The organism is Shewanella sediminis HAW-EB3 (genome assembly GCF_000018025.1).
Lineage (GTDB): Bacteria > Pseudomonadota > Gammaproteobacteria > Enterobacterales > Shewanellaceae > Shewanella > Shewanella sediminis.
Genome location: NC_009831.1, coordinates 2,026,457 through 2,051,607, shown reverse-complemented (window position 1 = coordinate 2,051,607; position 25,151 = coordinate 2,026,457). Strand labels below are relative to the sequence as shown.

Genomic DNA, 25,151 nt, shown 5'->3' with positions numbered 1-25,151 from the left:
CGCTGAAATACTGAAATTTAATGAAATATCCAGCCGAAAAAACCATAGAGTTGTGAGCATGATCGCAACTTAAGGCCGCTCCAGAGCGCTCACCCTCACACTTCAAGCTTGCATAGCGATCAAGCGCAGGTAAAGACACCAAAAACCATAGACTTCACAAACTTCTGTCCAATGTGAACCCGCAATAAGCAATATGCATGCCTATGCGATGATTATTTAGCGATCACTATATAAGTTGTTAAGTGGCTCCCAATTAGCCTAATCGACTGATTCAAGATTATTGATACTTAATGATGAGCCAGAACAGGTGTGTTAAAATCCATGAGGTAAATTGGTCTTACCAATTTAACAAGTTTGTAAGGGACTATAGCTGTATGGATGATAAATTCGAAGACATTCGTGTTTATCTGACATTGCAGATGAGTTAACTATGTCGATAAGTCAACTACACTTAATCGGACTGCTTAAGTTCACTCTCAAGGATCACTCAAAGTTGTCATCACATCAGATGAATCACTATGTTCTTCTCGGAGAATGAGAAACTATGTCAGAAACAGTGAAAAACGAAGAAACAGAAGCCTCAAATCAGACCTATAAAGAGCTTCATCGCCCAGCCTCCGAGTTTGAAACTCGTGAAGAGTATCTGGACCACGAACTAAAGATCATGAAACCCAAGCGTTGGGGATTAAACCTTCCGGGACGAGATTTCCGTTTTGAATGGGAAGATCTGGTACCAGCTATTGCCGGCACCATCGGCATTACCGTTATGTATTCAGCTGTGATGGCTGCCTGGGCTTCCGGTCTTACGGAAAAATGGGATCACATCAATCTGGGCGCAGAATTTGCGATTCAGGTTGTACGAGTAGAAATGCTTATCCCTGCATTACTGTTCTGCATCATCAGTTCGGGGTTTATCAACCCCAGAGCCAACCTTGCCGGTAACCATGGCCCGATGATCCCACTTATCGGTGCTATCGCACTCGCCGGAGCTCATCCGCTGGCTTTAGCCATTTTGCTGGGTATCTTTGGACTCCTGCTCAGTTACGTTAAAGGTGGTTCCCGACTGGTGAACCTCACCAGTAGCGGGGTAGCAGGCGGTTTGCTGGTCTTCTTGGGCTTTATGGGTGCCAAGAGTCAGATAACCTCTCTATTTGACTGGGCCGGAGGTTTGCAATCTAAACATGCACTCGATTACAGCCTGGGTTATGTCGCATTCTTCATTTTACTCGTTAATGTCATTCTTTATGCTTATCTTGCAAAAGTAGGTAAACGTTGGTTGGCAATTCCTTTATGTTCGATTGCCGCTATTGCGCTTGCATTCGGCCTGGGAGCTGGACTGGATCTACAATTTGTCACCGAGCCTGGTATCCCTAACCTTAACCCGGTTTACTGGTGGGGTTCGACCGAACAAGGCTGGCAACTAGGTTTGCCTAATATGGCTCACTTTATTGCATCACTGCCATTTGCCATTCTGGCCGTGGCCATGTGGTCTCCGGATTTCCTTGGACATCGAATTTTCCAAGAGCTTAACTATCCTAAGGGCACTGACAAAGTATTGATGGATGTCGATGACACAATGACAACTTGTTCACTACGTCAAATTGTCGGTACAGCGGTAGGTGGCGGTAACATCACCTCTTCATGGGGTACTTACATGATCCCGGCTGCGATTGCTAAACGTCCGATTCCGGCTGGCGCTATCTTACTCGGTTTATTGTGTATTATCGTTGCTGTACTAGGTTATCCAATGGATGTCACGGTATGGCGCCCTGTTATGTCTATCGCCCTTCTGGTTGGTGTTTTCTTGCCACTGCTTGAAGCAGGTATGCAGATGGTAAAAGACACTCAAAACAGCCAAGCGGCTGGTATCTGTATCTTTGCCGCATTTGTTGCCAACCCGGTATTGGCTTGGGCATTAACCATGTTACTGGACAATAACGGTCTGATTGGTGATAAAGAGAGAGCCAAAACCCTCTCGATAGCCGACCGCTTAATCATCCCGGGTCTTGCCTTCACTATCTGTCTTATCGCGATGCTTGCGGTAGGTATGATTAAAGGAATACCAGCTTTCCTATAACACTTTTGGGAACTGCTTCGGGCGAGGATGAATTGCTTCATTCCTCGCCCTTCTCTTCTATACTTAATATCAATTTTAATGATAACGACAATAAATGTTCGTTACATAGCCATACATAAAATAGCCAACTTTTTACCAATTCACTCTCAGATTCGAACAGACAAAAGTCAGAAATCGAATTTTCAGGCGAGTCGGAATGATTGATTTGCTATGTGATCAGCTTAATAACTGACATTAACTCTGTATGCAAACACTAATTTGAGTGAAAACTGTTGGCTAGCTAACACTTTTTGAATTAACTGACCAAAACTCGGCCTATTTAAGATGCGGCGAATGTTTGCGTATGTTAATATTAGCCTGGTTAATTGGTCTTACCAATTATCTGATAGCCGAAATTATCATAAATGACGAGCGTCATATTATCGGTTATCAAACAATCAGATTCTTCCGAAACTAAAACTTCGGAAAACAGTTCCCATCATCAGGGCGACACCATGAGGGGAGCTTTTTTAAGACTTAGCTATTGGTATATCGCTACCCTTGCTTTCAAAGCTTAAAGTCGATAACCAATAACCTCTATCTCAACGAGAAGGTATTTGTACGATGACCGAAAAAACTGAACAGTTTGCCAACGCATGGGCAGGTTTCGCTTCTGGCGATTGGAAAACTGAAGTCAACGTTCGTGACTTTATTCAAGCCAACTACACTCCATATGAGGGTGATGAAGCATTCCTGGCCGAAGCAACTCCAGCGACCACCCAACTTTGGGATAAAGTGATGGTTGGGATCAAACAGGAAAACAGCACTCACGCTCCTGTTGATTTCGATACTAAGAAAGTATCAACAATTACATCACACGAAGCGGGTTACATCGAGCAAGAGCTTGAAACTATCGTCGGCTTACAAACCGAAGCTCCACTAAAGCGTGCCATGCTTCCAAATGGCGGCATCCGTATGGTTGAAGGTTCTTGTAAAGCCTACGGCCGTGAACTGGACTCAGATGTTAAGTACGTCTATTCAGAGCTACGTAAGACTCATAACCAAGGTGTATTCGATATCTACACACCTGAAATCATGCGTTGTCGTAAGTCTGGTGTCTTAACTGGTTTGCCTGATGCTTATGGCCGTGGTCGTATCATCGGTGATTACCGTCGTATCGCCCTTTATGGTATCGATTACCTGATGGCCGATAAGTTTGCTCAGTTTGGCTCACTTCAGGCTGGCTTCGAAGCCGGTGAAGACTTGTCTTCAACTATGCAGCTTCGTGAAGAGATTGCAGAGCAACATCGTGCACTAGGTCAGATGAAGCAGATGGCAGCCAGCTATGGTTTCGACATCTCTAAGCCTGCAACTAACGCACAAGAAGCGATTCAGTGGACTTACTTCGGTTATTTAGCCGCAGTTAAGAGCCAAAATGGCGCAGCCATGTCTCTTGGTCGTACTTCAAGTTTCCTCGATGTCTTCATCGAACGTGACCTTAAAAATGGCACACTAACTGAAGAACAAGCTCAAGAGATGGTTGACCATTTCGTGATGAAGCTACGTATGGTTCGTTTCCTACGTACTCCTGAATACGATGAGTTATTCTCTGGTGATCCAATCTGGGCAACTGAATCTATCGCCGGTATGGGTGTTGACGGACGTACTCTGGTTACTAAGTCGAGCTTCCGTTTCTTGCACACTCTATACAACATGGGTGCGAGTCCAGAGCCAAACATCACTGTATTGTGGTCAGAGAAGCTACCATTACCTTTCAAAAAGTACTGTGCAAAGGTCTCTATCGACACTAGCTCAATCCAGTATGAAAATGATGATTTGATGCGTCCTGATTTCGCGTCAGATGACTATGCAATCGCATGTTGTGTTAGCCCTATGATTGTAGGTCAGCACATGCAGTTCTTCGGGGCTCGAGCTAACCTCGCAAAAACGATGCTTTACGCCATCAACGGCGGCTTGGATGAAAAACTTAAGACTCAGATCGGTCCTAAGTTCGATGCCATCACATCTGAAGTTTTAGACTTTGATGACGTTATGGGTCGCCTCGACACCATGATGGATTGGTTAGCGACACAATATGTGACTGCGCTTAACTCTATCCACTACATGCACGACAAATACTCTTATGAAGCAGCTCTAATGGCACTTCATGACCGTGACGTTCGTCGCACTATGGCGTGTGGTATTGCCGGTCTTTCTATCGCTGCCGATTCACTTTCTGCAATCAAGTTTGCGAAGGTTAAGCCAATCCGTGATGAGCACGGCATCGCTGTCGATTTCGACATCGAAGGTGACTATCCTAAGTTTGGTAACAACGACGCACGCGTCGATGACTTAGCTACTGAGCTTGTAGAGCGCTTTATGGCTAAGATCCGTAGCATGAAGATGTACCGTAACGCGATCCCTACTCAGTCAATTCTTACCATCACTTCTAACGTTGTGTACGGTAAGAAAACAGGTACGACTCCAGACGGTCGTCCAGCGGGCGCACCATTTGCTCCGGGCGCAAACCCTATGCATGGTCGTGACGAGAAAGGTGCGGTAGCTTCATTAACTTCTGTTGCTAAACTGCCATTTGCTCACGCTCAGGATGGTATCTCATATACTTTCTCTATCGTACCAAATGCGTTAGGTAAAGATGAAGACGGACGTCGCGCTAACTTAGCAGCTCTGATGGACGGTTACTTCGCTCATAATGACAGCCGCGAAGGTGGTCAACACCTGAACGTTAACGTTATGAACCGTGAAATGCTTGAAGATGCAGTGGTTAATCCAGATAAATACCCACAGCTTACCATTCGAGTATCAGGCTATGCAGTTCGCTTTAATGCATTGACTCCTGAGCAGCAGCAAGACGTTATCACTCGTACCTTTACTCAAGGTATGTAATCCCGACATCTTTATAGATGAACGGTAGATTATAAGCGTGATGTGGGCTGTACGGTAATTTAGTACAGCCCAATTTATAAAGAAGGAATCACAATGACAGTAAAAGGTCGGATCCACTCTCTGGAATCCTTTGGTACCGTAGATGGTCCAGGCATAAGGTTTATCACTTTTATGCAGGGATGTTTGATGCGTTGTCAGTACTGTCACAATAGAGATACATGGGACCTTCACGGTGGCCGTGAAATTGAAGTAGATGAGTTGATGACACAGATTATCAGCTATCGACCATTTCTCGAAGCCAGTGGTGGCGGCGTCACAGCCAGTGGCGGTGAAGCCATACTGCAAGCTGAATTTGTCTCCGCTCTTTTTAAAGCCTGTAAGAAAGAGGGTATCCATACCTGTCTCGATACTAACGGCTTTGTCAGAAAGCATACCCCAGTAATCGATGAACTTCTCGATAACACAGATCTTGTGTTACTCGACATCAAACATATTGACGATAAAAGACATATCGACCTTACTAAGGTCAGCAATCACCGCACTCTGCAATTCGCAGAATATCTAAGTAAACGACAACAAAAAACTTGGGTGCGTTATGTCGTTGTTGGCGGCTTTACCGATGATATTCCATCGGCAAAAAGGTTAGCCGAGTTTATCAAGCCGATGAAAAACGTTGAAAAAGTAGAGCTTCTACCCTACCACGAACTCGGAAAACACAAATGGGAAGCTATGGGTGAAGAGTATGAGCTTAACAACATATCTCCTCCCAGCAGTGAAACGATGGAACAGATTAAACAAGTATTTATCGATGCAGGCATCAACGCCATTTACTAAATGTTTTAGATAAAAATGTTGTCGAAAGATCACCAACTATAATAACTAAAGTTCTTCCCAATAATGTTCATCTAAACGTTCGAAAGCAGACTTTAAAATTAACGCCATGTCGAGATAACAAGCTCTCGGCCCCAGGGGACGACAATGGATCCCCATACTCGTTAGTTTAGTCGTCAGCTGATCGCACCAATCGAGCAGGGTTAACGGCAGAGGATGGCGAGCACGCCAGCCAAGCCAGAGCAAACCTTGAATTGGCAGGCTGATAAAAAATAGCGCGATAGTAATAGCTTGGGGCAAGAAAGCCCAACCATGAATATAGAGCTGACTCGATGCGGCCAACAGAGCAAAAAGTGGCATCAAGGGTACGGCTATCTGGGTAGCGCGAATGACGCGATACTCAGGAAAATAGAAACTAAGTTGTCTGACCATAGGCCAAGTCTTCATATATCGATGACCTTCGCCCAGAGTTTTGAAAACTTTAATGCTCAATTTTACACCTAATTTATTGGGATACTGCTTTTACCATAGCACAAGCTGCAATAGAGCCCCAAGGGCTTGTAGTTGCTTAGTGAGTAGTTCCCGGCTCTGTTATCAGAGCATATCTAGCGACTTCGACAATAATTGTCAATGAAGTCATTGTTGTTCAGTGGCTTTAAGCTCACTACTTTGCAAAAGGTTTAAACATGTCAAACAAACTGGTATTGGTACTTAACTGCGGTAGCTCGTCATTAAAATTTGCGATTATCGACGCCCTTACAGGTGATGACCAGATCTCGGGTCTCGCCGAATGCTTCGGTCTTGAAGACTCTCGTATCAAATGGAAAGTCGATGGCAAGAAACAGGAAGCGAGCTTAGGTGCATTCACCGCTCACCGTGAAGCTGTCGAATATATCGTTAACAATATTTTGGGTGATCACCCACAAATTGCTGAGCAAATCCATGCTATCGGACATCGAATTGTCCACGGTGGAGAGAAGTTCACTCAGTCTGTAATCATCGATGAATCAGTTGTTCAAGGCATCGAAGATTGTGCAGCCTTGGCGCCACTTCATAACCCAGCTCACCTTATCGGTATTCGTGCATCTCAAGCTTCTTTCCCTGAGCTTCCACAGGTCGCCGTGTTTGATACTGCGTTCCATCAAACCATGCCGGAAAAAGCCTTTATCTATGCTCTTCCTTACAAACTTTACCGTGAAAATGCTATTCGTCGTTATGGCATGCACGGTACGAGTCACTTGTTCGTTAGCCGTGAAGCGGCTAAAGCTATCGGTAAGGATATCGCAGACACTAATATTATCTGCGCTCACTTAGGCAACGGTGCTTCGGTTACTGCGATCAAAGGCGGAAAGAGTGTCGATACCTCTATGGGTATGACACCACTGGAAGGTTTGGTTATGGGTACACGTTGTGGTGATATCGACCCATCGATCATTCATCATTTGGTCAGCCGTCTGGGTTACACCTTAGATGAAGTTAATAACCTGATGAACAAACAAAGTGGTCTATTAGGTATTTCAGAACTGACCAACGATTGTCGTGGCATCGAAGAGGGTTATCAGAATGGCCATAAGGGTGCAACATTAGCACTGGAGATCTTCTGCTACCGTCTGGCTAAATACATCGCTTCTTATACTGTGCCATTAGGTAAGTTAGATGCCCTGGTATTCACCGGCGGCATTGGTGAGAACTCAGATCTAATTCGAGCTAAGGTGCTTAACCTACTTGAAATCTTTAACTTTGAAGTTGATGACGAGCGTAACAAGGCGGCACGTTTTGGTAAGCAAGGTCAAATTACCACAGACAATGGCCCAATTGCTCTGGTTATCCCAACCAACGAAGAGTGGGTTATCGCAGAAGACGCGATGAGCCTTCTAAGCAAGTAAAGTATATGCCGGCCATCAACACAATGGTCGGCAGCAAACAGTTAGGCGTATCAAAACTACGCCTTCAAAGCGTCACAAAGAGGTTTTTATGTCTCGCAACATTATGTTAATTCCTATCGGCACGGGTGTCGGTCTAACTTCTATCAGTTTGGGACTCGTTCGTGCTTTTGAACATCACGGCGTTAAAGTTCGTTTTTTCAAGCCTATTGCACAGCAACGTCCACATGATACTGGGCCAGAGCGCTCAACCACGATCTTAAGTAAGTCACCCACAGTTAACCCACTTGAACCATTTGAGATGGCGCATGCGGAAAGCTTAATTCGTGGCGATCAAACTGATACCCTGATGGAGCAGATCATTGCTCGTGTCACCGAATATGCAGATGAAAGCGAGACGCTTGTCGTAGAGGGACTGGTTCAAACCAGAAACCACCCATTCTCGAGCGAGATAAACTACGCCATTGCCAAGGCACTCGATGCGGATATCATTTTTGTCGCAACACCTGGTAATGAAAGTGCAACAGCACTAATGAACCGTCTTGAAATTGCTCATAATTCATGGGGCGGAAGCAAGAACAAACGTATTATTGGCGCGATTGTAAATAAGATTGGTGCACCGGTAGATAACGAAGGTCGCGCACGTCCGGATCTATCTGAAGTATTTGACCATGCAGATATACAGCGTCCAGATGCAGCGAGTATGTTCCAACTTCCAGGAAAGAGCTCACTTCGTATCTTAGGTAGCGTGCCATATAATTTAGATCTTGTTGCACCACGTGCATCCGATCTGGCTAAGCACTTGAGTGCTAAACTCATCAACGCCGGCGAAATGAACACGCGTCGCCTGCGTAAAGTGACTTTCTGTGCCCGAAGCATTCCAAATATGGTCACTCATATTAAGACTGATTCACTGCTCGTGACCTCTGGCGACCGTTCCGATGTCATCGTATCAGCCTGTCTTGCCGCCATGAACGGCGTTAAGGTTGGCGCACTATTGCTGACGGGTAGTTATGAGCCAGAGCCTGAGATCATGGCTCTGTGTGAACAAGCCTTCGAAACGGGTCTGCCTGTATTCTTAATCGATACCAACACATGGCAAACGTCGCTTAATATCCAACGTTTCGACCATGAAGTACCAGTCGATGATGCCGTACGTATCGAAGAGGTTCAGGAGTACGTTGCCAGCCATATTGACCAAAACTGGATTGCTACGGTCACTAAGAACTCACCTCGTGAACACCGTTTATCACCACCAGCATTCAGATACAAACTGACTGAATTGGCACGTGAAGCCCGTAAAACGGTTGTATTACCTGAAGGTGCCGATCCACGTACCATCGAAGCGGCCAGTATCTGTTCCGATCGTGGTATCGCTAAGTGTGTGTTACTTGGTAATCGCGAAGAGATTGAGCGCATTGCCGTACGCCAAGGCGTTGTGTTGGGTGAAGGCGTTGAGATCATCGACCCATTATCGGCGCGCGAACGTTATGTCGAGCCAATGCTTGAACTGCGTCGCCATAAAGGGCTGACTGAAGTCGTTGCACGTGAGCAGCTGGAAGACAACATGGTGCTGGGCACTATGATGCTGGCGCAAAGTGAAGTCGATGGCATTGTATCGGGTGCGGTTAACACTACAGCTCATACTATTCGCCCTCCACTGCAATTAATTAAAACGGCACCGGGCTCAAGCTTAGTCTCATCAATCTTCTTTATGTTGATGCCAGATCAAGTGCTTGTTTATGGTGATTGTGCGATTAACCCGGATCCAAACGCTGAACAGTTGGCAGACATCGCTATTCAATCAGCCGAGTCTGCTGCAGCCTTCGGTATCGAGCCAAGAGTTGCGATGATCAGCTACTCTACCGGTAGTTCGGGTACGGGATCGGATGTTGATAAGGTACGTGAAGCGACTCGTATAGCCAAAGAGAAGCGTCCGGATCTTATTATCGATGGACCGCTACAATATGACGCAGCAGTCATGCCAAACGTGGCTCAGTCTAAAGCGCCTAACAGCCCTGTAGCGGGTCAAGCAACGGTATTTGTATTCCCAGACTTGAATACGGGTAATACGACGTACAAAGCGGTTCAACGAAGCGCTGACCTTATAAGTATTGGCCCAATGCTTCAAGGTATGCGTAAACCGGTCAATGACCTCTCTCGTGGTGCCCTGGTCGATGATATTGTCTATACCATCGCACTCACAGCCATTCAGGCATCTCAACAGAAATAAAGGTCACTCTTTATTGTCTGAGAGCCAGACACAACGTCTATTTCATCCCTTCCCAGGGAAATAGACATAAATGTTCCAGACATAAAAAAGCCTGTCATTGACAGGCTTTTTTTTACGCTAAAATAACTTGAAGCTGTACAAATACTGAATAAAACATTCAAACAGATGAATGCGTCATTTTTTAACCAGGCAGTTAAACCCTTTAAAATCAATAGATTAAAAGTTATGCATCTAGTCTTCAACATAGTTGTCCACAGATTTTGTGGATAACCGTTAAAAGTTATTCATTCAGATATGCCTTATTTACCGAGCCGGGTCAAGCTTTAAAATGTTTTTTTACGTTAAAGCTTACTTGCCAATTCAAATAACAATAGCGATACTGGCTCAAACACATCCTTTAATAGACCTATGAGAATAATCGCCCTACTCTGCTTAACCTTTCTTTTCGGCTGTAGCCCTGACTCTTCAAATAGCGAGTCAAAACGAACTCCGGAAGATGTCTCTCTCGGTTTTTTTAATGCTATCTACGTCGATCGTGATGTCAACAAAGCACTTCAGTTTGTCGATGACCCAATGAAGAAAGTGTTAGCCCATTATCATATTGCTGCATCTGTTCAGCGCCATGTCCTTAACCTGTCCATGACTGAAGTTCAGATGGAGATCGAAGAGATTGACATCGATTTTTTCAGAAAGTTTACTGATGACGTCACCGTTATCGTCAAGATGCAAGGTTTGAAGGGAGGAGAGCCTTGGATAGACGATAGAACCATCAGACTCCACAAGAAAGGCACTAAGTGGGAGATTATCGAGATCTTGCCTGAAAAAGGTAACCTACATTAACGGCATAAGCTCATCTCCCCAAAAAGAGTCATAGCCGATAGCTCAAAAAAAATAGCAACCTAAGGTTGCTATTTTTATCTCAGCCGAGGCCGAACTAACTCTTGAATTGATGGATTAATCCTTAATCCAAAAACGCGTCTTCATCCATTTCCAGAGGCAAAGATTCAATCACTTCATCTTGTACTTGATAATATGCGCCTTCGTATTCTTGAATTTCCATAACAACTCCGAATTACTTTTGTAGGGTCTGAGGCATGTCATTTCTTCGATGACACTTTCCTGAGTAGGAAGAGATAGACATTCCACCAACTTCTTGAAACAAATTATATCAGGCATTCCGCAGGAGTTACACAAAACTTTCAGTTTAGTTCGTAGAAAGGTCCTAAATCACATCAAAACAAGCAATAACAGCCACCAAAACTGAAAGTCTTTCAGTTTTTTATGTGATTGCGGACTAAAAACAGTTTTTTTAACATCCAAAAGATCTAGCTTTCACCATTTAAACTGCTAAGAATTAAAGATACCTATCAAAAAGACGTTTTATTGCTAGGCATGAAATTGGAGGTACTGACAATGAATACACTTGTAGAATTTGAGGCCCAGAGGCTGACAGATCTGTTCAATCAGGGGGACACCCTGAACATCTACATGTTTATGGACATGATGAATATGCCCATAGATGTGCAAGATAGACTCTTCACCGAAATATCCTCTCTGAGAAATATCGATAAAGGTAAAATTGAGAACATCATAGAGTCACATGGGCAATCACTTATGGATGAGCGGCTCAACTACTAACACCGACGAAAGTAGCTCTCGTTTTATCTTGGCTTACCAATAACGCCATTAACCTTAAAACGAAAATCGCCTGCATTTAAAATTGCAGGCGATATCACTCTCTTTTACCGATGAGCATAATACCAATCGGTATAAAACAAGAATAAAGAGGTTTAAGCTAACTTATACCTAAGGACTTTGAGCGCCTTATTCCTGTCGATGTCTGCAAATATGGCAGGGTTTTCCAGCTGCTCTACGAACACTAATGTGGGGCTGAACTCTTCCACTTGCAGCTTCAGATACTCGATGCTTAACTCGGGAGCATTAAGGCATAAGAGTATCTCCCCGTCGGAGGTCAATAACTCAGGTGCACGCTTCAGTAGTCGAGAGTAATCTTTGGTCGCAACAAAGCTGCCCTTTTGATTACTCGGTGGATCGGCAATAATCATCTCGTAGGGTCCGAGTTTAGTCAGCTTGCCCCATGACTTAAAAATATCATGGCCAAAAAAGCGAGCGCCCGCCGGAAAATCGTTTAATAGATGGTTCTGCTTTCCTATCGACAGAGCCCCCTTGCTCATATCGATATTAACGACGCTGTCGGCACCGCCTTGCAACGCAGCAACAGAAAATCCACAAGTATAGGAGAAGAGATTAAGCACCTTCTTATTCTGCGAATGCTCCCTCACCCACTGTCGACCATTTTTCATATCGAGAAACAGGCCATGATTTTGGCCTCTCAACAGGTGGATATAAAATTCAGCACCGTTTTCTTTAACCTTATGCTTCTCGGGTACGCTACCTGCCACAAGCTCAGTATGAGTCTGCCCACCGCTTCGATATTGATAGACAAGGTTAAGCGCCTCTTCACCTCTGAGTGCCTGCCAACGTTGCTTGATGGTATCTACCGACAATGCTAACTCATCGGCTTCCAGAGGCTTGAAACTGGTCAGCAGTAATACGGGGGGGAACCAGTCTAGGCACAAATGTTCGGCTCCGGTGTAGAGCCCGCCACGGCCATGGAAAAGACGATTGGCCTCTTCGCCAAACGCCACTTTACTCACTTCATCAAAAAATAACTGCATTTAACTCACTTTGATACTAAAAAAAGAGATACATAATAGGTCGTTACACGGCCTCGGGACTGTCTTTATCATCTTGAGAGGGCGGCTTCACCTCGTCCACATCATCGGCCAACAGTATCGCCAGCCAGCTTCCGCCCTTACTGGACTCAAGCGCAATTTTCACGATCATAGTCAGCGGAACCGACAACAGCATGCCAACAGAGCCGAGTAACCAACCCCAAAAAATCAATGACAGAAATACAACCAGTGTCGAAAGACCTAAGCCTTTCCCCATATATTTTGGCTCTACCACGTTGCCCATAACCGTATTGGTACCTAGATAGAGCAGTGCGGTTCCGCCAGCGGCGGCAGGGCCTAATTGAATAAATGCCAACATGACAGAGGGGATCGCAGCAATAATGGAGCCAATATTTGGAATATAGTTAAACAGGAAGGCGACCACCCCCCATAAAAGCGCATAATCTACACCAATAATGGCTAAACCTGTGCCGATAATAACGCCGGTCGCTAAACTGACTAAGGTTTTAATCACCATATATTGATTAACTGAATGCAGGAACCGGTCAATTTGTTGCATTCTCATGTCCGGATCATCAAGCGCAAAGTGCAATTTCTTGGGCAAGGTTTCTGACTCAAACAACATAAATACGACGGTAAGAATAATTAAAAACAGATTTGCCATCACACTGCCGACGCCGGATAACATGTTGGTTGTCATGGATAGCGCAATGCCTGGATCGAAATAGGCTAAAATCTGCTCTTTGGTAATGATGATATTAAAAGTACGTAGCTTTCCGGTGATCCAACCAAACTGCTCAACGAGTTGATCCCGATAATGGGGAAGTTGGGTTGAAAATTCATTGATGGAGCTACCGACAATTTGTGCCAGCCAGAGCCCCATCATCACAATAAACACCATCATTAACAGGACCGCTAATGCTCTTGGCACTTTCAATCTGGTGAGACCGCCAATCATCGGATTACAGATCACGGCAATGAAGGCAGATAACACAAATGGCACCACTATAGGACTCGCCGCTTTTATCCCGGCCAAAATCACGACAATGAAAGCCATGATCGCAAATCCCTTATAGGCAACAGACTGGGTATCAATTCTCGGCATTTTATAAAATCCTTCTTGATGAACTAATATATTGATAGGTTCTGTAGCAACGAATAACCTGAGACTCTAAATTATCGCATGATAACGTAAATAAACATCAAATTAGTTGAAATAGCGTCATATTGAATCAAAAAATGAGCCATTTTGATCCGCTCGAGCCTACAATGCTTGAACAACTTCAGTTTTCATCAGCTTTTTGAGTCATAATTGTACTAGATCCACCTTTTAACTATCTGGGCATACTATGAATATTTTAATTACCGGAGCAAGTGGTTTTATCGGCCATCAACTCGTCAGAGCATTAGAAAGTAAGCACCAGCTAAGCCTGCTTTCAAGGCACCCGGCCCGGGCCAGAGAGAAGTTAGGTAGCCAACATCAATATCTGGCATCCCTCGATAGTTTATCTTCTCTGGATGAGTTTGATGCTGTGATTAATTTAGCCGGTGAACCCATAGCGGGTAAACGGTGGAGCATTGAACAAAAACAGCTGATCTGTGATAGTCGATGGAATATCACCGCTCGTTTATCTGAGCTTATAGCCCGGAGTCAAACCCCGCCTTGGGTCTTCATCAGCGCCTCTGCTATCGGACGTTACGGCCAACAGGGCCCAATTCCCATCGATGAGAGCTATTTTGACGATCCCAAATCATCCCAGAGCAATGATCTTGAATTTACTCAAACCGTTTGCCGGAAATGGGAGAGTTCAGCCTTAAACGCACAATCCGATAATACGCGGGTCTGCATTGTCGCAATAGGTTTAGTGCTTGGTTTAAATGGAGGAGCGCTGCCAAAGATGTTACCGGCATTTAAGCTGGGCTTAGGCGGCCCTATCGCCTCAGGCGAGCAAGGGATGAGTTGGATCCACCAGCAAGACCTTATCTCGCTATTTATCTATCTGCTGGAGCATGGTGAATGTAGTGGCGTCTATAACGCCACCTCCCCCAACCCGGTTAGCAACAAGGATTTCTCGACCAGCCTGGGGGCAGCCTTATCCCGACCGGCAATAATTCCTATGCCATCCTTTGTGCTCAATCTCGCACTGGGCGAGATGGCAGAGTTACTGACTCAGGGCCAGTATGTTATTCCTAAACGCGCTCTGGATGATGGCTTCACCTTTAAATACGCAAGATTAACCGATGCTTTTACCCAGATATTCGCCGGTAAATAACTATCCACTCCACAAAAAAGGCTGTCTCAATGAGACAGCCTCCTTATCAACACAGCATACAGTTAATGCAATGATCTTACACGGCTTTTAGCAAATCTGCACAGGATTTGCTAAGCAGTTGCCTGCAACGCCAGACGCCTAATAAGGCAACGGTCAATGCGCCACACACAGGCGCTATTCCCCACCAAGGCCAATGCATATAGACATTCAACTCAAACACCTGAGTCTTAAGCAGGTAGAGTGTAAACTCGGCAACGATCACCGCCAGAAAACCAGCAACGGTTCCCAGTAACGCAAACTCCAGCCCCGTGGCCATTCTCAGTAGCCAACCCGATGCGCCAAAGGTTCTCAGCACGGCAAGCTCCCTCTGCCTGGTGGCCATTCCTGCCTCAGTTTGGGCTATCATGACCAAACTACTGGCCAGTACCACTAGCACTAATACCAGCGTCAGTGACAAAGAAACCTGATCTACGATCTGCCTGAGCTGTTTAATCATAGTACCGACATCGATAATAGAGACCGTGGGGAACTGCTTAATAATATCCAGTATTATCCCCTGTTTATTCTCTTCCAGATGAAAGCTTGCCATCGAGGTATGAGAAAATGACGCCAGGGAAGCATGAGTAAAAATCATGAAAAAATTGGGCTGCAGTGTCTCCCAATGAACCGCTCGCAAACTCCCCACATTCACGACTAACCTTTGGTTATCGATAACGTAAGTCAAACTATCGCCAATCTTGATACCTAAGCGTTCGGCAACACCTGACTCAACCGAAACATCGCTCTCATTTAGATTGAACTCACCCTCGAGGATCTCATTATTGGGTGGCAAGGAGTCTCGCCAGGTTAGGTTTAATTCACGAGAGATCCCTAACCTCCCTTTGGCGCCGGCTTTTTCCTGTTCAGCCGAGATCAGTTTCTCACCATTGATCTCGGTTAAGCGTCCCCTGACGACGGGATAGATATCCGTAGTCTTAACCGTATTGGCTTTCAGATAATCTCCCAACGCTGCCTCTTCATCGGGAGAGATATTTACTAAGAAGTAATTAGGTGCATTCTCGGGTAACTGATTTTGCCATTCACTGAGTAGATCCTGTCTTAAAGCCAGAATAGTCAACAGCAAGACGAGTGCACTACTGAAGCCGACGAGTTGAACCGCATTTTGTTTAGCACGGCGGCGAAGCCCGGCTAGTGCCAATTGCAGCGGATTAGTCGTTTTCATCCCGATACTGTGACCCATACGGATCATCAGGAAACCCAAAATACTGAGTAACACGCCCAGCAAGAGCACTCCTGCAACCACAGTCAGGGTCAATGGAAGGCTTTTGGAGTAAAGATAGCCTAACAGAGCCATAGCACCAAGGCTAAGAAGCAAGTGCAACCACATTCCCAGCTGTAACCCCTCAAGTTGTCGTTGCAATACCCGTAATGGAGGGATAGAGAGCAGGCGCATCAGTGGGTAAGCTGAAAACATAAACGCACTGATAAAACCTGTCGCCAGTCCTAACAATATAGGACGAATATAGGGCGGTGAGTAAGCCGCTATCTCTTCGGGGAGGAAGGAGGTAATAAGGGCATCCAGTGCAAATCCCCCCATCAGGCCCAGAATTACGCCAAACAGGGTAACTAACAGCAGGTGCGTACCGAACAAAACGCGGATCTGTCTGGCCGATGCTCCAAAGGTTTTCAACATGGCCACGACATCATAGTGGCGATGACAATAGCGCTGTGCCGCAATACCAATGGCGGCACAAGCCAATGCTATACCTAACAAACTTGCCAATAGCAAAAATCGCTCGGCGCGTTTCACCGCATCGGCGATGGGAGATTCACCGGATTGTACATCGACCCAACGTTGACTGGAGGTCAATTTTGGCTTGATATAAGACTCAAACTGCTTTAATTGAGACGCATCGCCAGAAAATTGAGCCAAATATGTCACCCTGCTTCCAGGCTGTATAACCCCGGTAGCTACAACGTCTTCCAGCCTGATAAGCACGACCGGTGACGAGGCAAACGGGTTAAAACCTGCGTCGGGTAAGCGGGATATCTCCTCACTGAGCGTAAACTGCTTATTGCCCAGCTCCAGTGATTCGGGATAAGCCAGTAATCCGCCCAGACGGGTTTCAAACCACAACTGACCGGAACCGGGTAGACCAGTCTGATCGCCTGAGTGAGTCACTGAATCAGAATTAAGCTCAATTTTGCCTTTGAGCGGATACCCCTCTCCCACGGCCCTTACTGTTACGAGCTGAAACTTATCCTCTGCAAACACCATGGAGTTAAACTGCATGCTCGATACATGTGCTAGCCCCAACTCCTCTGCTTTTGCGATAAATGACTCATCAATCTCAACCGGAGAGTTAATGATCCTGTCCGCAGCGATAAACTTTGAGGCCTGCCCATTAATGGCAATCTGTAACCTTTCGCTGACTCTGGCTAAGCCGGTTACGGATAACACGGCTAATGTGATGGCTAAAACGATTAATAGTAGCTGTCCTTGCAGTAGTTCCCGCTTAAATAACCTCCAGGCTAAGCTTATCTCCATTAGCTCGCCTCCACACTGGCCAGATGACTCTGTGCCGGATTGTTCGATAAAGTCTTGTCCTTATTAGGCTCACCTTCAGATTCGGTTATCACGCCGGTATCCATTAACAGCTGACGCTGGCATCGCTTGGCTAATATCAGATCATGGGTGACTAACACTAAAGTTGTCTCACTCTCTCTGTTTAGCTCGAACAGCATGTCAGCGACCTTTTCACTATTTACCGCATCTAAATTTCCGGTCGGCTCATCGGCAAATAATACCTTAGGCTCGCATATAAAGGCTCTGGCAATGGCGACTCTTTGCTGTTCACCACCCGACAGTTGATTAGGGAAATGTGTGAGTCGATGGCTTAATCCGACTCTTTCTAACATGGCCTCGGCTTTCTCTTTTGCCTGATGGATACCTGCAAGCTCAGCAGGAAGCATCACGTTTTCCAACGCATTGAGAGTATCGACCAACATGAAAGACTGAAAAATAAAGCTGACCTTCTGCTTTCTTAAAGCCGCCTTCTTCTCCTCATCCAAAGACTGTAAAGCAACACCGTCGAGTATGATCTCTCCACTGGTCGGAGAGTCCAGGGCGGCGAGTAATCCAAGCAAGGTCGACTTGCCCGAACCTGATGGCCCGAGTATCGCAATACTTTGCCCCTGCTTGACATCCATATTAATGCCGTTGAGGATAGTAAGTTCTCCCTCTTGGGTAGCCACTGACTTAACGAGATTGTTTACTGTGATAGCACTGACTTCTGACATAAAACCCTTCTCTTCCATGCTTAAATCTGCTCTGGGCCTGTTTACCCTGGCGACTGTTTTCTTTTGCACTCAATTATCTGCTGCCCCTATATTAATCCTAGGTGATAGCCTTAGTGCAAGTTATGGTGTCGATGAAGATAAGGGCTGGGTGAACCTTTTAAGAGCTAAACTCCCCGAACATGAGATAATAAATGGCTCGGTCAGCGGTGAAACAACCGCGGGCGGATTGCGTAGACTGCCCGCTCTGCTTGAGTCTGCCAAGCCCGAGTTAATATTAATTGAGCTGGGTGGGAATGACGGATTGCGTGGTTTTACTCCTCAGCAACTGAAAGAAAATCTTACAAAAATAATTACTCTCTCTCAGGCTAAAGATGTCGAAGTGCTCCTCTCTGAGATTATGGTCCCACCAAACTATGGCCCCAGATACGCTTCAATGTTCTCACAGGTGTATAAAGATCTGGCGAACGAACATGAGATCACCCTACTGCCTTTTTTCATGACTCAGATAGCAACAAAACCGGAATTGATGCAACGAGATGGCATACACCCAAATGCTGAGGCTCAAGGCGATATCGCAGAGTTTATCCTTCCATGGGTCAAAAATGCGCTTTAGGTCAAAACACTTTGCCGAAAACACTATCCATTTGCTTTATAAAGAGTTATAGATAAAATATTGGCAACAAGATTTGAATGATGAACATTCCGGAAAAGGACTCATGAATAATAAGGCAAAAAAGACCATATTATCTAATATGACCTTAGGACTAAGTCTGGCCATAATGTTTACAGCCCAGGCGCAGACTCATATTGCCGAGGCTCCCGTTTCTGACAGGCTTGCTCCGGCCCAACTTCTTCCTCCCGCCGACTCATCCTTCGACTGGCTCCAGCTCACATCCTTCGAACTGCTTAAGGGGGAAATTAAAAACCTTTATGACGATAAGTTAGAATTTGAAAGTGATGAGCTAGATACTGTTTTTATCGACTGGGAAGACGTTAAGGTACTGCAAAGTCATGACCTTATTAGTGTAGGCTTTACAGATCTAAGTACCAAAACAGGCCTCTTGCGACTTCAAAATGGTAAGGTCTATATCGATGGGGAAGAGTTTGATCGCAACAGAGTGATGACACTCATCTCAGGTATTCAAACCGAATCAAACTACTGGTCGAGTAAGATATCTCTCGGTGCTAACCTTCGTTCGGGAAATACCGAACAGGTCGATTTTAGTACAATCGGCAATGCACATCGCCGTACAACCGAATCACGCTTTAACCTCGATTACTTAGGCAACTACTCAAAATCTGAGGGTCTGAATAATATCAACAATCATCGTCTGAACGCCTATTTCGACTGGTACCTCTCCAAGCAATTCTACCTGCGCCCGGTATTTGCCGAAATATACCTTGATCCGATAAAAAATATTCAATACAAGACCACACTCGGCTTCGGTCTGGGTTACGACATTGTGGACACACCAAAATCAAACTGGAGTATTTCAGGTGGTCCTGCATATACTTTTACCAAGTTCGATAATGTCGCCATCGATGAAAGCGAAGACGATGGCAGTGGCGCGTTAGTGGTGGAAACGGCATTTGATACTGAAATAACCGATGATATCGATTTCAATACCTTGTATAGAGTTCAATACGGTAATGAGAAGTCAGGTGGATATACCCACCACGCACTTGCAGGCTTTTCCATCGAGTTAACCGATATGTTTGATCTCGATCTCTCTCTGGTCTGGGATCACACCAACAAGCCTCAAGCCGACTCTAGTGGCACTGTACCTATACAAAACGATTATCAATTCATCGTAGGCTTCGGTATCGATATCTGACGACGCTAAAGCCGTGAGACTTAAAAGCGTTTTTTAAATTGGGTCCCAAACTGATACAAAAAAGCCTGCAAGATGCAGGCTTTGAAATACTAATCATGTTGAATCAATTCAATGACTGATTTTTCTCTGCCATTTTGTTGAAGATGGCATTGAATGATAACGATGCACCATGGGCGATCTTATCGGCAAAATTTTTCTTCAATTGGTAGCGGACTTTAATCACGGTTCGCTCTAATGCCAGCTTCATCACCACATCATCACTCGTTGCAATCTCATCAATAAGGCCTAGGTCTATCGCCTGCTGACCATACCAATGTTCGCCGGTGGCGACCTTACCCAGATCGAGCTCAGGGCGGTATTGAGCAATAAAAGATTTAAATAACTTGTGAGTCTCCTCAAGCTCCTCCTGGAACTTGGCACGACCTTCGTCCGTATTCTCACCAAAAAGGGTTAATGTACGCTTAAAGTCACCGGCGGTATGCTGCTCATAATCGATATCATGCTTTTTCATCAGACGATTAAAGTTAGGTACCTGAGCAACGACCCCGATAGAGCCCACAATGGCAAATGGGGCCGCATAGATTTTATTCGCCACACACGCCATCATATAACCGCCACTGGCTGCGACCTTATCGACACAGATAGTCAATGGCAGTTTAGCTTGGCGAAGACGATCGAGCTGACTCGACGCTAAGCCATAACCGTGAACCATGCCACCGCCACTCTCTACATTGACGATGACTTCATCACCAGACTCTGCAATGGCGATAATAGCGCTGATCTCTTCTCGCAGCGATGCAACTTCACTGGCATCGATGCTGCCTTTAAAATCGACAACAAACACGCGAGGCTCGATCACCTCCTCTTTTTGATTCTTTTGTGCCTTCTCTTTCGCTTTCTCTTCAGCCTTGAGTTGCTTCTCATAGGCTTTAAATTGCTTTTTACTCAGCAACTCCTCTTTAAGATCGTGCTTGAGTGTCTTGAGCTCCTCAGAGACATTCGTCATTCTAAGCTCGCCCTTTTCGCTCTTTTGTTTAACGGCTGACGCCAACACAACAATCACAACGGCAATAATCGACAAGACAACAGTGATCGCCTTAGCGAAAAACAATCCATATTCGTACAAAAATTCCAAAATATGCTCCGGCTTAATACATTTTTGTTTCAATCAAAAAATTACGGCTATTCTAACAGCCCTAACCTTAATAACAAATTAATACCAATCGGTATAAAGGTGTGATCGCTCAGCGAGAATTTAGCGCTTCTGAGGCAAGGCAACGAGTGAAGAGCATAGTTATTCTACGTTTAAGCTCGTTAACACGGCATCGGATGCGCTAAAACTCGCCTTTTAGGAGTGTTTTTGGCTGCCTACTTCTGCGTTGAATAACTTCAGAAGGGATCACCATTCCCTCATCCATTCGCCTTGAATTAGTTTGCCAAAAAAACTCTGAGTAGATCACTTTCTTATACCGATTGGTATAAGCAAAAAAACCCGGCTACTGCCGGGTTTTTATATCGTTCAATAAGTTAAGTGAAATTAGCCGGCCGGAACGGCGCAGGGCTGAATCACATCTTTATCTTGAACCAATATGGTCGCATCTCCCATGCCAGCTGTTGAGGCAAACGTGGCTACCTGTTGTTGCATCTCAACTGTTGCGGCCGCCGAACCTTCAGGTCCTTCGGGGCTGATAATCGAGCTGTGATGACCCTTAGTGAAACGAACGGCTCCCGAACCCGCGGTTGTCGTATCGATACACTCAAGACCAAGGTTAGCAATCAAGGGCTCGGTACCCGCAGTCGGGAAACCTTCGACGCTATTTGGCAATACCTGGTCCGGCAGGTTCTGATCGCCATCACCCACCACTTCGATTAAGTGGATAGGCAACTCGGTCGCTTTCAACACGGCTGCATGGTTAATCGGATCCGCACTGTCGACAGCCGTCTGTACGGCGAAGGCAAAGGTCGGTAAAAACTCGGCATAAACCGCCTGCACAAGCGCGGCGTACTCAGGTGTACCTGGCTCATATCCTTCTGTATTTGCCTCTTCGACTAATGCCTGGAACGTATCACTGGCCGTCACACTTTCAAACAGCATAGGACCGAAGGTTGCGGAGCCGATAAAGGTGCCGGCAAATCCGCCTGTCGGTGCCACAAGCGATACTGCATTAAGCTTGTAGACATAGCTCAGATCGGCACCGGAATCCGGGTGAGTCAGACCGGAACTGGCGTAAGTAGCAAAATTAGTACCTACGATACCGGCGAGGCTCAAGCCCTGTGCGCTCATTTTAGTGATGTCAAATATCTGAGGCATCTGAGCCTGAGCGAGCCCACCAGCAAGACCGGTTAATGACGCTCTCAAGGCCAGATGATCAAGAGTTGCCTGACGGAAATTATCACGCACACTCAAGGTGCTCTCGATATTGATAAAGACTAACGGGTTTCCATACTTAAACGCATCAGGGTTACCTATCACGGCGCCATAAGAGGGATCCGATGCAGAAACCTCATATACTCCGTCACCGTTAGCATCGAATGAACGTGCGCCATGCAGAGGCATATCGATTGCGATTGTCGCAACCCCCATTGCAGCATAAGTTCCCGCGTAGGCTAAAGCCGTTTCTTTACCACTACCTAGTCCATGCATGGCAAGGTTTGTTGGCCAGCCCGCGACGGGAGGCGTAAATGGCAAACCTTGAGCGGCATAGAAATCTGCAAGGCGCTCGGCATTAGGAATAGAGATCAAAACAGGTACAGTCTCACTGCCGGTAGGCTGTGGGATAGGGTTAAACTTAGTGAGGTGTTTAGCCTTATCAGCCGCGGTACCGTCATCGAGTAACCAGGTCTTACCGGCCAGAAGCGCCGGATTAGCGATACCTTCCGCCGGGTCTATTCCGTAAGCCATCGCTTGAGCGCCATAGGTCTGTTGACTCATGGTACCCGACTCAAGTGCGAGCAATACAGAAACAGGACTATCGCCAAGGGCTTTCCAGTAACCGCTTATGCCGGAGCACATAACAGAATTACACGTACCGTAAGTAGGCAAGGTCGCCTGGGCGGTATAGACATCGGCTAAACTCGATACTACATAGGCGGCGCCATCGGCGGGAGTCAAACCGGCGGCTTGAGCCACTGTGATCCCCAGAGGATGCTGAACCGGAACGGTAATAGAGGGGGCAAACGGATTACCCGGTGTCGGATCGACCATAAGTAATTTTGAGGTCTCATAGACATCAGCAACCGACTGAGTGGTAAACAGGCCAGAGTAACTGATCGTCACAGAATCCACACCGTGAGCGGCCGACATTCCCTTCTCGTAGCTGTTCACTAATGTTTGTAACATTAGCTGATCGGGTGTTTCGAGGGGTTTAGTCTCGATATCTAACTTAAGTAGTAAATATGTGCCCGATGGCGCGATGCTACGACCTTCGGAGTCTTGTATCAGATCGGTCGTCGCATAGATATATGACTGATTAGATTTGAGTGGCTTAAGCGGCACTATCGCAATCGTATTTCCAGAGCCCTTAGAGACAAAATCGACGCCGAATTGAAGTTCTGCACCGACTTTACATGCGGATACCGAAGGAGCGGTTTTACACTCAGGATCCATCGATAGCGGGCCACCGACAGTAGCCTCAAACACTCTTACCGCACCGGGTTGGAATACCGAGGCAACATCTAAGGATAGGACAGTGCCGTCATGATCGGTTGCCGGGTCGACGTTAATTGAGATAGGCGCCGTGGTAGACCAGCCATCGAGTGCGCCAAGCGCCATAGAGGGATCGGTATAATCACTCGACCCATCGGCTTGTTCACCCGGAATGTTAATGGTGCCATCGAGTGTGCCACTAAAGAGGAGATCGTTTGGCAAGGGAACGTCACCAACAGCAGGATCAGGATTAAATAAAATATGAGACTCAGGGATCAGAGGCTCAACCTTATCCGTGAGTTCGTCGACACTATCTTCACTACATCCTGTAAGCCCAAGCGCAGATGCAATAGCAACACCCAAAAGGAGTCTTTTCATCTTTTTTCCCCAAATCTTGTTGTAATAATTTTATTTTCAGCAAAAAATTGGTCACAATAGTCGAAATGTATGACCAAAGAGGACTTTTCTAAGTCCTTACCTAAGCTAAAGTTAACGTAAAAATATTGAGTTAGCTACAATTTTGTCACATTCGACTAACGAATAGGCGAACAATAATTAATCATTTGTTTTAAACAAGTGTTCATCACATCAGTGACTCTAGAGGTGACGGGCTTTTCCGTCGATAGGAAATATTGACTCATGTTGGAATATCAAGCTGCAAAAGATCTACTTATTAACAAAACGATACTCGTTACAGGCGCGGGTGATGGCATAGGGCGCGCCGCTGCGTTAAGTTTTGCTGAGCATGGAGCCACGGTCATTCTTCTGGGTAAGACAGTTAAGAAGCTCGAAGCGGTATACGATGAGATTGAGCAGGCGGGTTACCCGAAACCGGCGATAGTGCCCTTGGACCTGAAGGGCGCAACCGAGCAAAATTATCTGGATATGGCCGAAACTATCGAAGAGCAATTTGGTCATCTGGACGGCTTGCTGCATAACGCGAGCATGTTAGGTGTATTGGGACCATTCGAGCATATCTCTATGGACTCGGTAAACGAAGTCATGCAAGTCAATGTCATCGCCGAGATCATGATGACTAAAGCACTGCTGCCAGTGATGAAAAAGGCGCCGCAAGCATCGCTGGTATTTACCTCCAGTGGTGTGGGCAGACAGGGCCGAGCGTTCTGGGGCGAGTACGCCATCTCTAAATTTGCTACCGAAGGCATGATGCAATCCATTGCCCATGAATATGAGGGTTCTAATATTCGGGTCAACAGTATTAATCCCGGTGCGACACGTACAGCGATGCGCGCCAATGCTTATCCCGCCGAAAACCCACAAACGCTGAAAACTGCGGCAGAGATAATGGCCACCTACCTGTATCTGATGGGCAATGACTCTGTTGGCGTCAACGGACAGCAGCTTAACGCACAATAAAGTGCTTAGAGGGTGAAACCTCTGATATAAATTTACCCAGACCGCTTTCTTAAGCAGTTATACCCATAAATATAAGCCCTGTACTAATTATCT

The 25,151-nt window shown here is 45.9% G+C and carries 18 protein-coding genes; 11 read left to right on the top strand and 7 right to left on the bottom strand.

Annotation, left to right across the window (positions count from 1 at the left end; all coding sequences use genetic code 11):
* Positions 1–544 precede the first annotated feature (544 nt).
* The 3 genes from SSED_RS08840 to pflA all read left to right on the top strand — a co-directional run bounded on the left by SSED_RS08840 (position 545) and on the right by pflA (position 5,797).
* A complete protein-coding gene (locus tag SSED_RS08840) occupies positions 545–2,077 on the top strand; it encodes a DUF3360 family protein (protein ID WP_012142056.1) in 1,533 nt (510 codons plus the stop codon).
* 603 nt (positions 2,078–2,680) lie between these two features.
* On the top strand, positions 2,681–4,963 hold the full coding sequence (gene pflB, locus SSED_RS08835) for a formate C-acetyltransferase (RefSeq protein WP_012142055.1): 2,283 nt from the start codon (positions 2,681–2,683) through the stop codon (positions 4,961–4,963).
* Positions 4,964–5,056: 93 nt separating this feature from the next.
* Complete coding sequence (pflA, locus tag SSED_RS08830) at positions 5,057–5,797, top strand: pyruvate formate lyase 1-activating protein (RefSeq protein WP_012142054.1); 741 nt, start codon at positions 5,057–5,059, stop codon at positions 5,795–5,797.
* 45 nt (positions 5,798–5,842) lie between these two features.
* Here pflA and yfbV read toward each other — a convergent pair whose 3' ends face one another.
* A complete protein-coding gene (gene yfbV, locus SSED_RS08825) occupies positions 5,843–6,286 on the bottom strand; it encodes a terminus macrodomain insulation protein YfbV (protein WP_012142053.1) in 444 nt (147 codons plus the stop codon).
* Positions 6,287–6,480: 194 nt separating this feature from the next.
* On the opposite strand from yfbV, the gene ackA reads away from it, so the two are divergent.
* From ackA to SSED_RS08800, 4 genes are all read left to right on the top strand, one after another.
* The gene (ackA, locus tag SSED_RS08820; protein ID WP_012142052.1) at positions 6,481–7,680 is read left to right on the top strand and encodes an acetate kinase; all 1,200 of its coding nucleotides are present in this window, start codon (positions 6,481–6,483) and stop codon (positions 7,678–7,680) included.
* 88 nt (positions 7,681–7,768) lie between these two features.
* A complete protein-coding gene (gene pta / locus SSED_RS08815; RefSeq protein ID WP_012142051.1) occupies positions 7,769–9,910 on the top strand; it encodes a phosphate acetyltransferase in 2,142 nt (713 codons plus the stop codon).
* A gap of 408 nt (positions 9,911–10,318) precedes the next feature.
* Complete coding sequence (locus tag SSED_RS08810; RefSeq protein ID WP_012142050.1) at positions 10,319–10,750, top strand: hypothetical protein; 432 nt, start codon at positions 10,319–10,321, stop codon at positions 10,748–10,750.
* 573 nt (positions 10,751–11,323) lie between these two features.
* Positions 11,324–11,548, top strand: a complete 225-nt coding sequence (locus SSED_RS08800) for a hypothetical protein (protein WP_012142049.1) — start codon at positions 11,324–11,326, stop codon at positions 11,546–11,548.
* Positions 11,549–11,700: 152 nt separating this feature from the next.
* Here the strand turns inward: SSED_RS08800 and SSED_RS08795 are convergent, their stop codons facing one another.
* Together SSED_RS08795 and SSED_RS08790 are read right to left on the bottom strand one after the other, a co-directional pair.
* Entirely contained in the window at positions 11,701–12,609 is a 909-nt protein-coding gene (locus tag SSED_RS08795) for a class I SAM-dependent methyltransferase (protein WP_012142048.1), read from the bottom strand.
* Positions 12,610–12,652: 43 nt separating this feature from the next.
* The gene (locus SSED_RS08790; RefSeq protein WP_012142047.1) at positions 12,653–13,732 is read right to left on the bottom strand and encodes an AI-2E family transporter; all 1,080 of its coding nucleotides are present in this window, start codon (positions 13,730–13,732) and stop codon (positions 12,653–12,655) included.
* 244 nt (positions 13,733–13,976) lie between these two features.
* On the opposite strand from SSED_RS08790, the gene SSED_RS08785 reads away from it, so the two are divergent.
* A complete protein-coding gene (locus tag SSED_RS08785; RefSeq protein WP_012142046.1) occupies positions 13,977–14,900 on the top strand; it encodes a TIGR01777 family oxidoreductase in 924 nt (307 codons plus the stop codon).
* A 76-nt stretch (positions 14,901–14,976) separates the two neighbouring features.
* Here the strand turns inward: SSED_RS08785 and SSED_RS08780 are convergent, their stop codons facing one another.
* Together SSED_RS08780 and SSED_RS08775 are read right to left on the bottom strand one after the other, a co-directional pair.
* A complete protein-coding gene (locus tag SSED_RS08780) occupies positions 14,977–17,448 on the bottom strand; it encodes an ABC transporter permease (RefSeq protein ID WP_012142045.1) in 2,472 nt (823 codons plus the stop codon).
* Positions 17,448–18,200, bottom strand: a complete 753-nt coding sequence (locus tag SSED_RS08775; protein ID WP_012142044.1) for an ABC transporter ATP-binding protein — start codon at positions 18,198–18,200, stop codon at positions 17,448–17,450. The genes SSED_RS08780 and SSED_RS08775 overlap by 1 nt, the downstream gene beginning before the upstream one ends.
* Before the next feature lie 16 nt (positions 18,201–18,216).
* Between SSED_RS08775 and SSED_RS08770 the strand changes: the two genes are divergently transcribed.
* Both SSED_RS08770 and SSED_RS08765 read left to right on the top strand, forming a co-directional pair.
* Complete coding sequence (locus SSED_RS08770) at positions 18,217–18,813, top strand: arylesterase (RefSeq protein ID WP_012142043.1); 597 nt, start codon at positions 18,217–18,219, stop codon at positions 18,811–18,813.
* 103 nt (positions 18,814–18,916) lie between these two features.
* Positions 18,917–20,035 (top strand): DUF481 domain-containing protein, encoded by a 1,119-nt coding sequence (locus SSED_RS08765; protein ID WP_012142042.1) that lies wholly within the window; start codon positions 18,917–18,919, stop codon positions 20,033–20,035.
* Positions 20,036–20,138: 103 nt separating this feature from the next.
* On the opposite strand, the gene sohB is transcribed toward SSED_RS08765, so the two are convergent.
* Positions 20,139–21,170 carry a protease SohB gene (sohB, locus tag SSED_RS08760; RefSeq protein WP_012142041.1) on the bottom strand — a complete coding sequence of 344 codons (1,032 nt, stop codon included), beginning with the start codon at positions 21,168–21,170 and terminating at the stop codon, positions 20,139–20,141.
* Between the two features lie 402 nt (positions 21,171–21,572).
* Entirely contained in the window at positions 21,573–24,059 is a 2,487-nt protein-coding gene (locus tag SSED_RS08755) for a VolA/Pla-1 family phospholipase (RefSeq protein ID WP_012142040.1), read from the bottom strand.
* A gap of 261 nt (positions 24,060–24,320) precedes the next feature.
* On the opposite strand from SSED_RS08755, the gene SSED_RS08750 reads away from it, so the two are divergent.
* The gene (locus SSED_RS08750) at positions 24,321–25,058 is read left to right on the top strand and encodes a YciK family oxidoreductase (protein WP_012142039.1); all 738 of its coding nucleotides are present in this window, start codon (positions 24,321–24,323) and stop codon (positions 25,056–25,058) included.
* Positions 25,059–25,151 lie beyond the last annotated feature (93 nt).

Bases quoted from the DNA above. Each gene is read 5' to 3' on its own strand.
- SSED_RS08780 (WP_012142045.1), bottom strand. From the start codon at position 17,448: ATGGAGATAAGCTTAGCCTGGAGGTTATTTAAGCGGGAACTACTGCAA.
- pflB (WP_012142055.1), top strand. From the start codon at position 2,681: ATGACCGAAAAAACTGAACAGTTTGCCAACGCATGGGCAGGTTTCGCT.
- pta (WP_012142051.1), top strand. From the start codon at position 7,769: ATGTCTCGCAACATTATGTTAATTCCTATCGGCACGGGTGTCGGTCTA.
- SSED_RS08775 (WP_012142044.1), bottom strand. From the start codon at position 18,200: ATGTCAGAAGTCAGTGCTATCACAGTAAACAATCTCGTTAAGTCAGTG.
- SSED_RS08765 (WP_012142042.1), top strand. From the start codon at position 18,917: ATGAATAATAAGGCAAAAAAGACCATATTATCTAATATGACCTTAGGA.
- SSED_RS08795 (WP_012142048.1), bottom strand. From the start codon at position 12,609: ATGCAGTTATTTTTTGATGAAGTGAGTAAAGTGGCGTTTGGCGAAGAG.
- SSED_RS08800 (WP_012142049.1), top strand. From the start codon at position 11,324: ATGAATACACTTGTAGAATTTGAGGCCCAGAGGCTGACAGATCTGTTC.
- SSED_RS08810 (WP_012142050.1), top strand. From the start codon at position 10,319: ATGAGAATAATCGCCCTACTCTGCTTAACCTTTCTTTTCGGCTGTAGC.
- SSED_RS08790 (WP_012142047.1), bottom strand. From the start codon at position 13,732: ATGCCGAGAATTGATACCCAGTCTGTTGCCTATAAGGGATTTGCGATC.
- SSED_RS08840 (WP_012142056.1), top strand. From the start codon at position 545: ATGTCAGAAACAGTGAAAAACGAAGAAACAGAAGCCTCAAATCAGACC.
- SSED_RS08785 (WP_012142046.1), top strand. From the start codon at position 13,977: ATGAATATTTTAATTACCGGAGCAAGTGGTTTTATCGGCCATCAACTC.
- pflA (WP_012142054.1), top strand. From the start codon at position 5,057: ATGACAGTAAAAGGTCGGATCCACTCTCTGGAATCCTTTGGTACCGTA.
- SSED_RS08770 (WP_012142043.1), top strand. From the start codon at position 18,217: ATGCTTAAATCTGCTCTGGGCCTGTTTACCCTGGCGACTGTTTTCTTT.
- ackA (WP_012142052.1), top strand. From the start codon at position 6,481: ATGTCAAACAAACTGGTATTGGTACTTAACTGCGGTAGCTCGTCATTA.
- SSED_RS08750 (WP_012142039.1), top strand. From the start codon at position 24,321: ATGTTGGAATATCAAGCTGCAAAAGATCTACTTATTAACAAAACGATA.
- SSED_RS08755 (WP_012142040.1), bottom strand. From the start codon at position 24,059: ATGAAAAGACTCCTTTTGGGTGTTGCTATTGCATCTGCGCTTGGGCTT.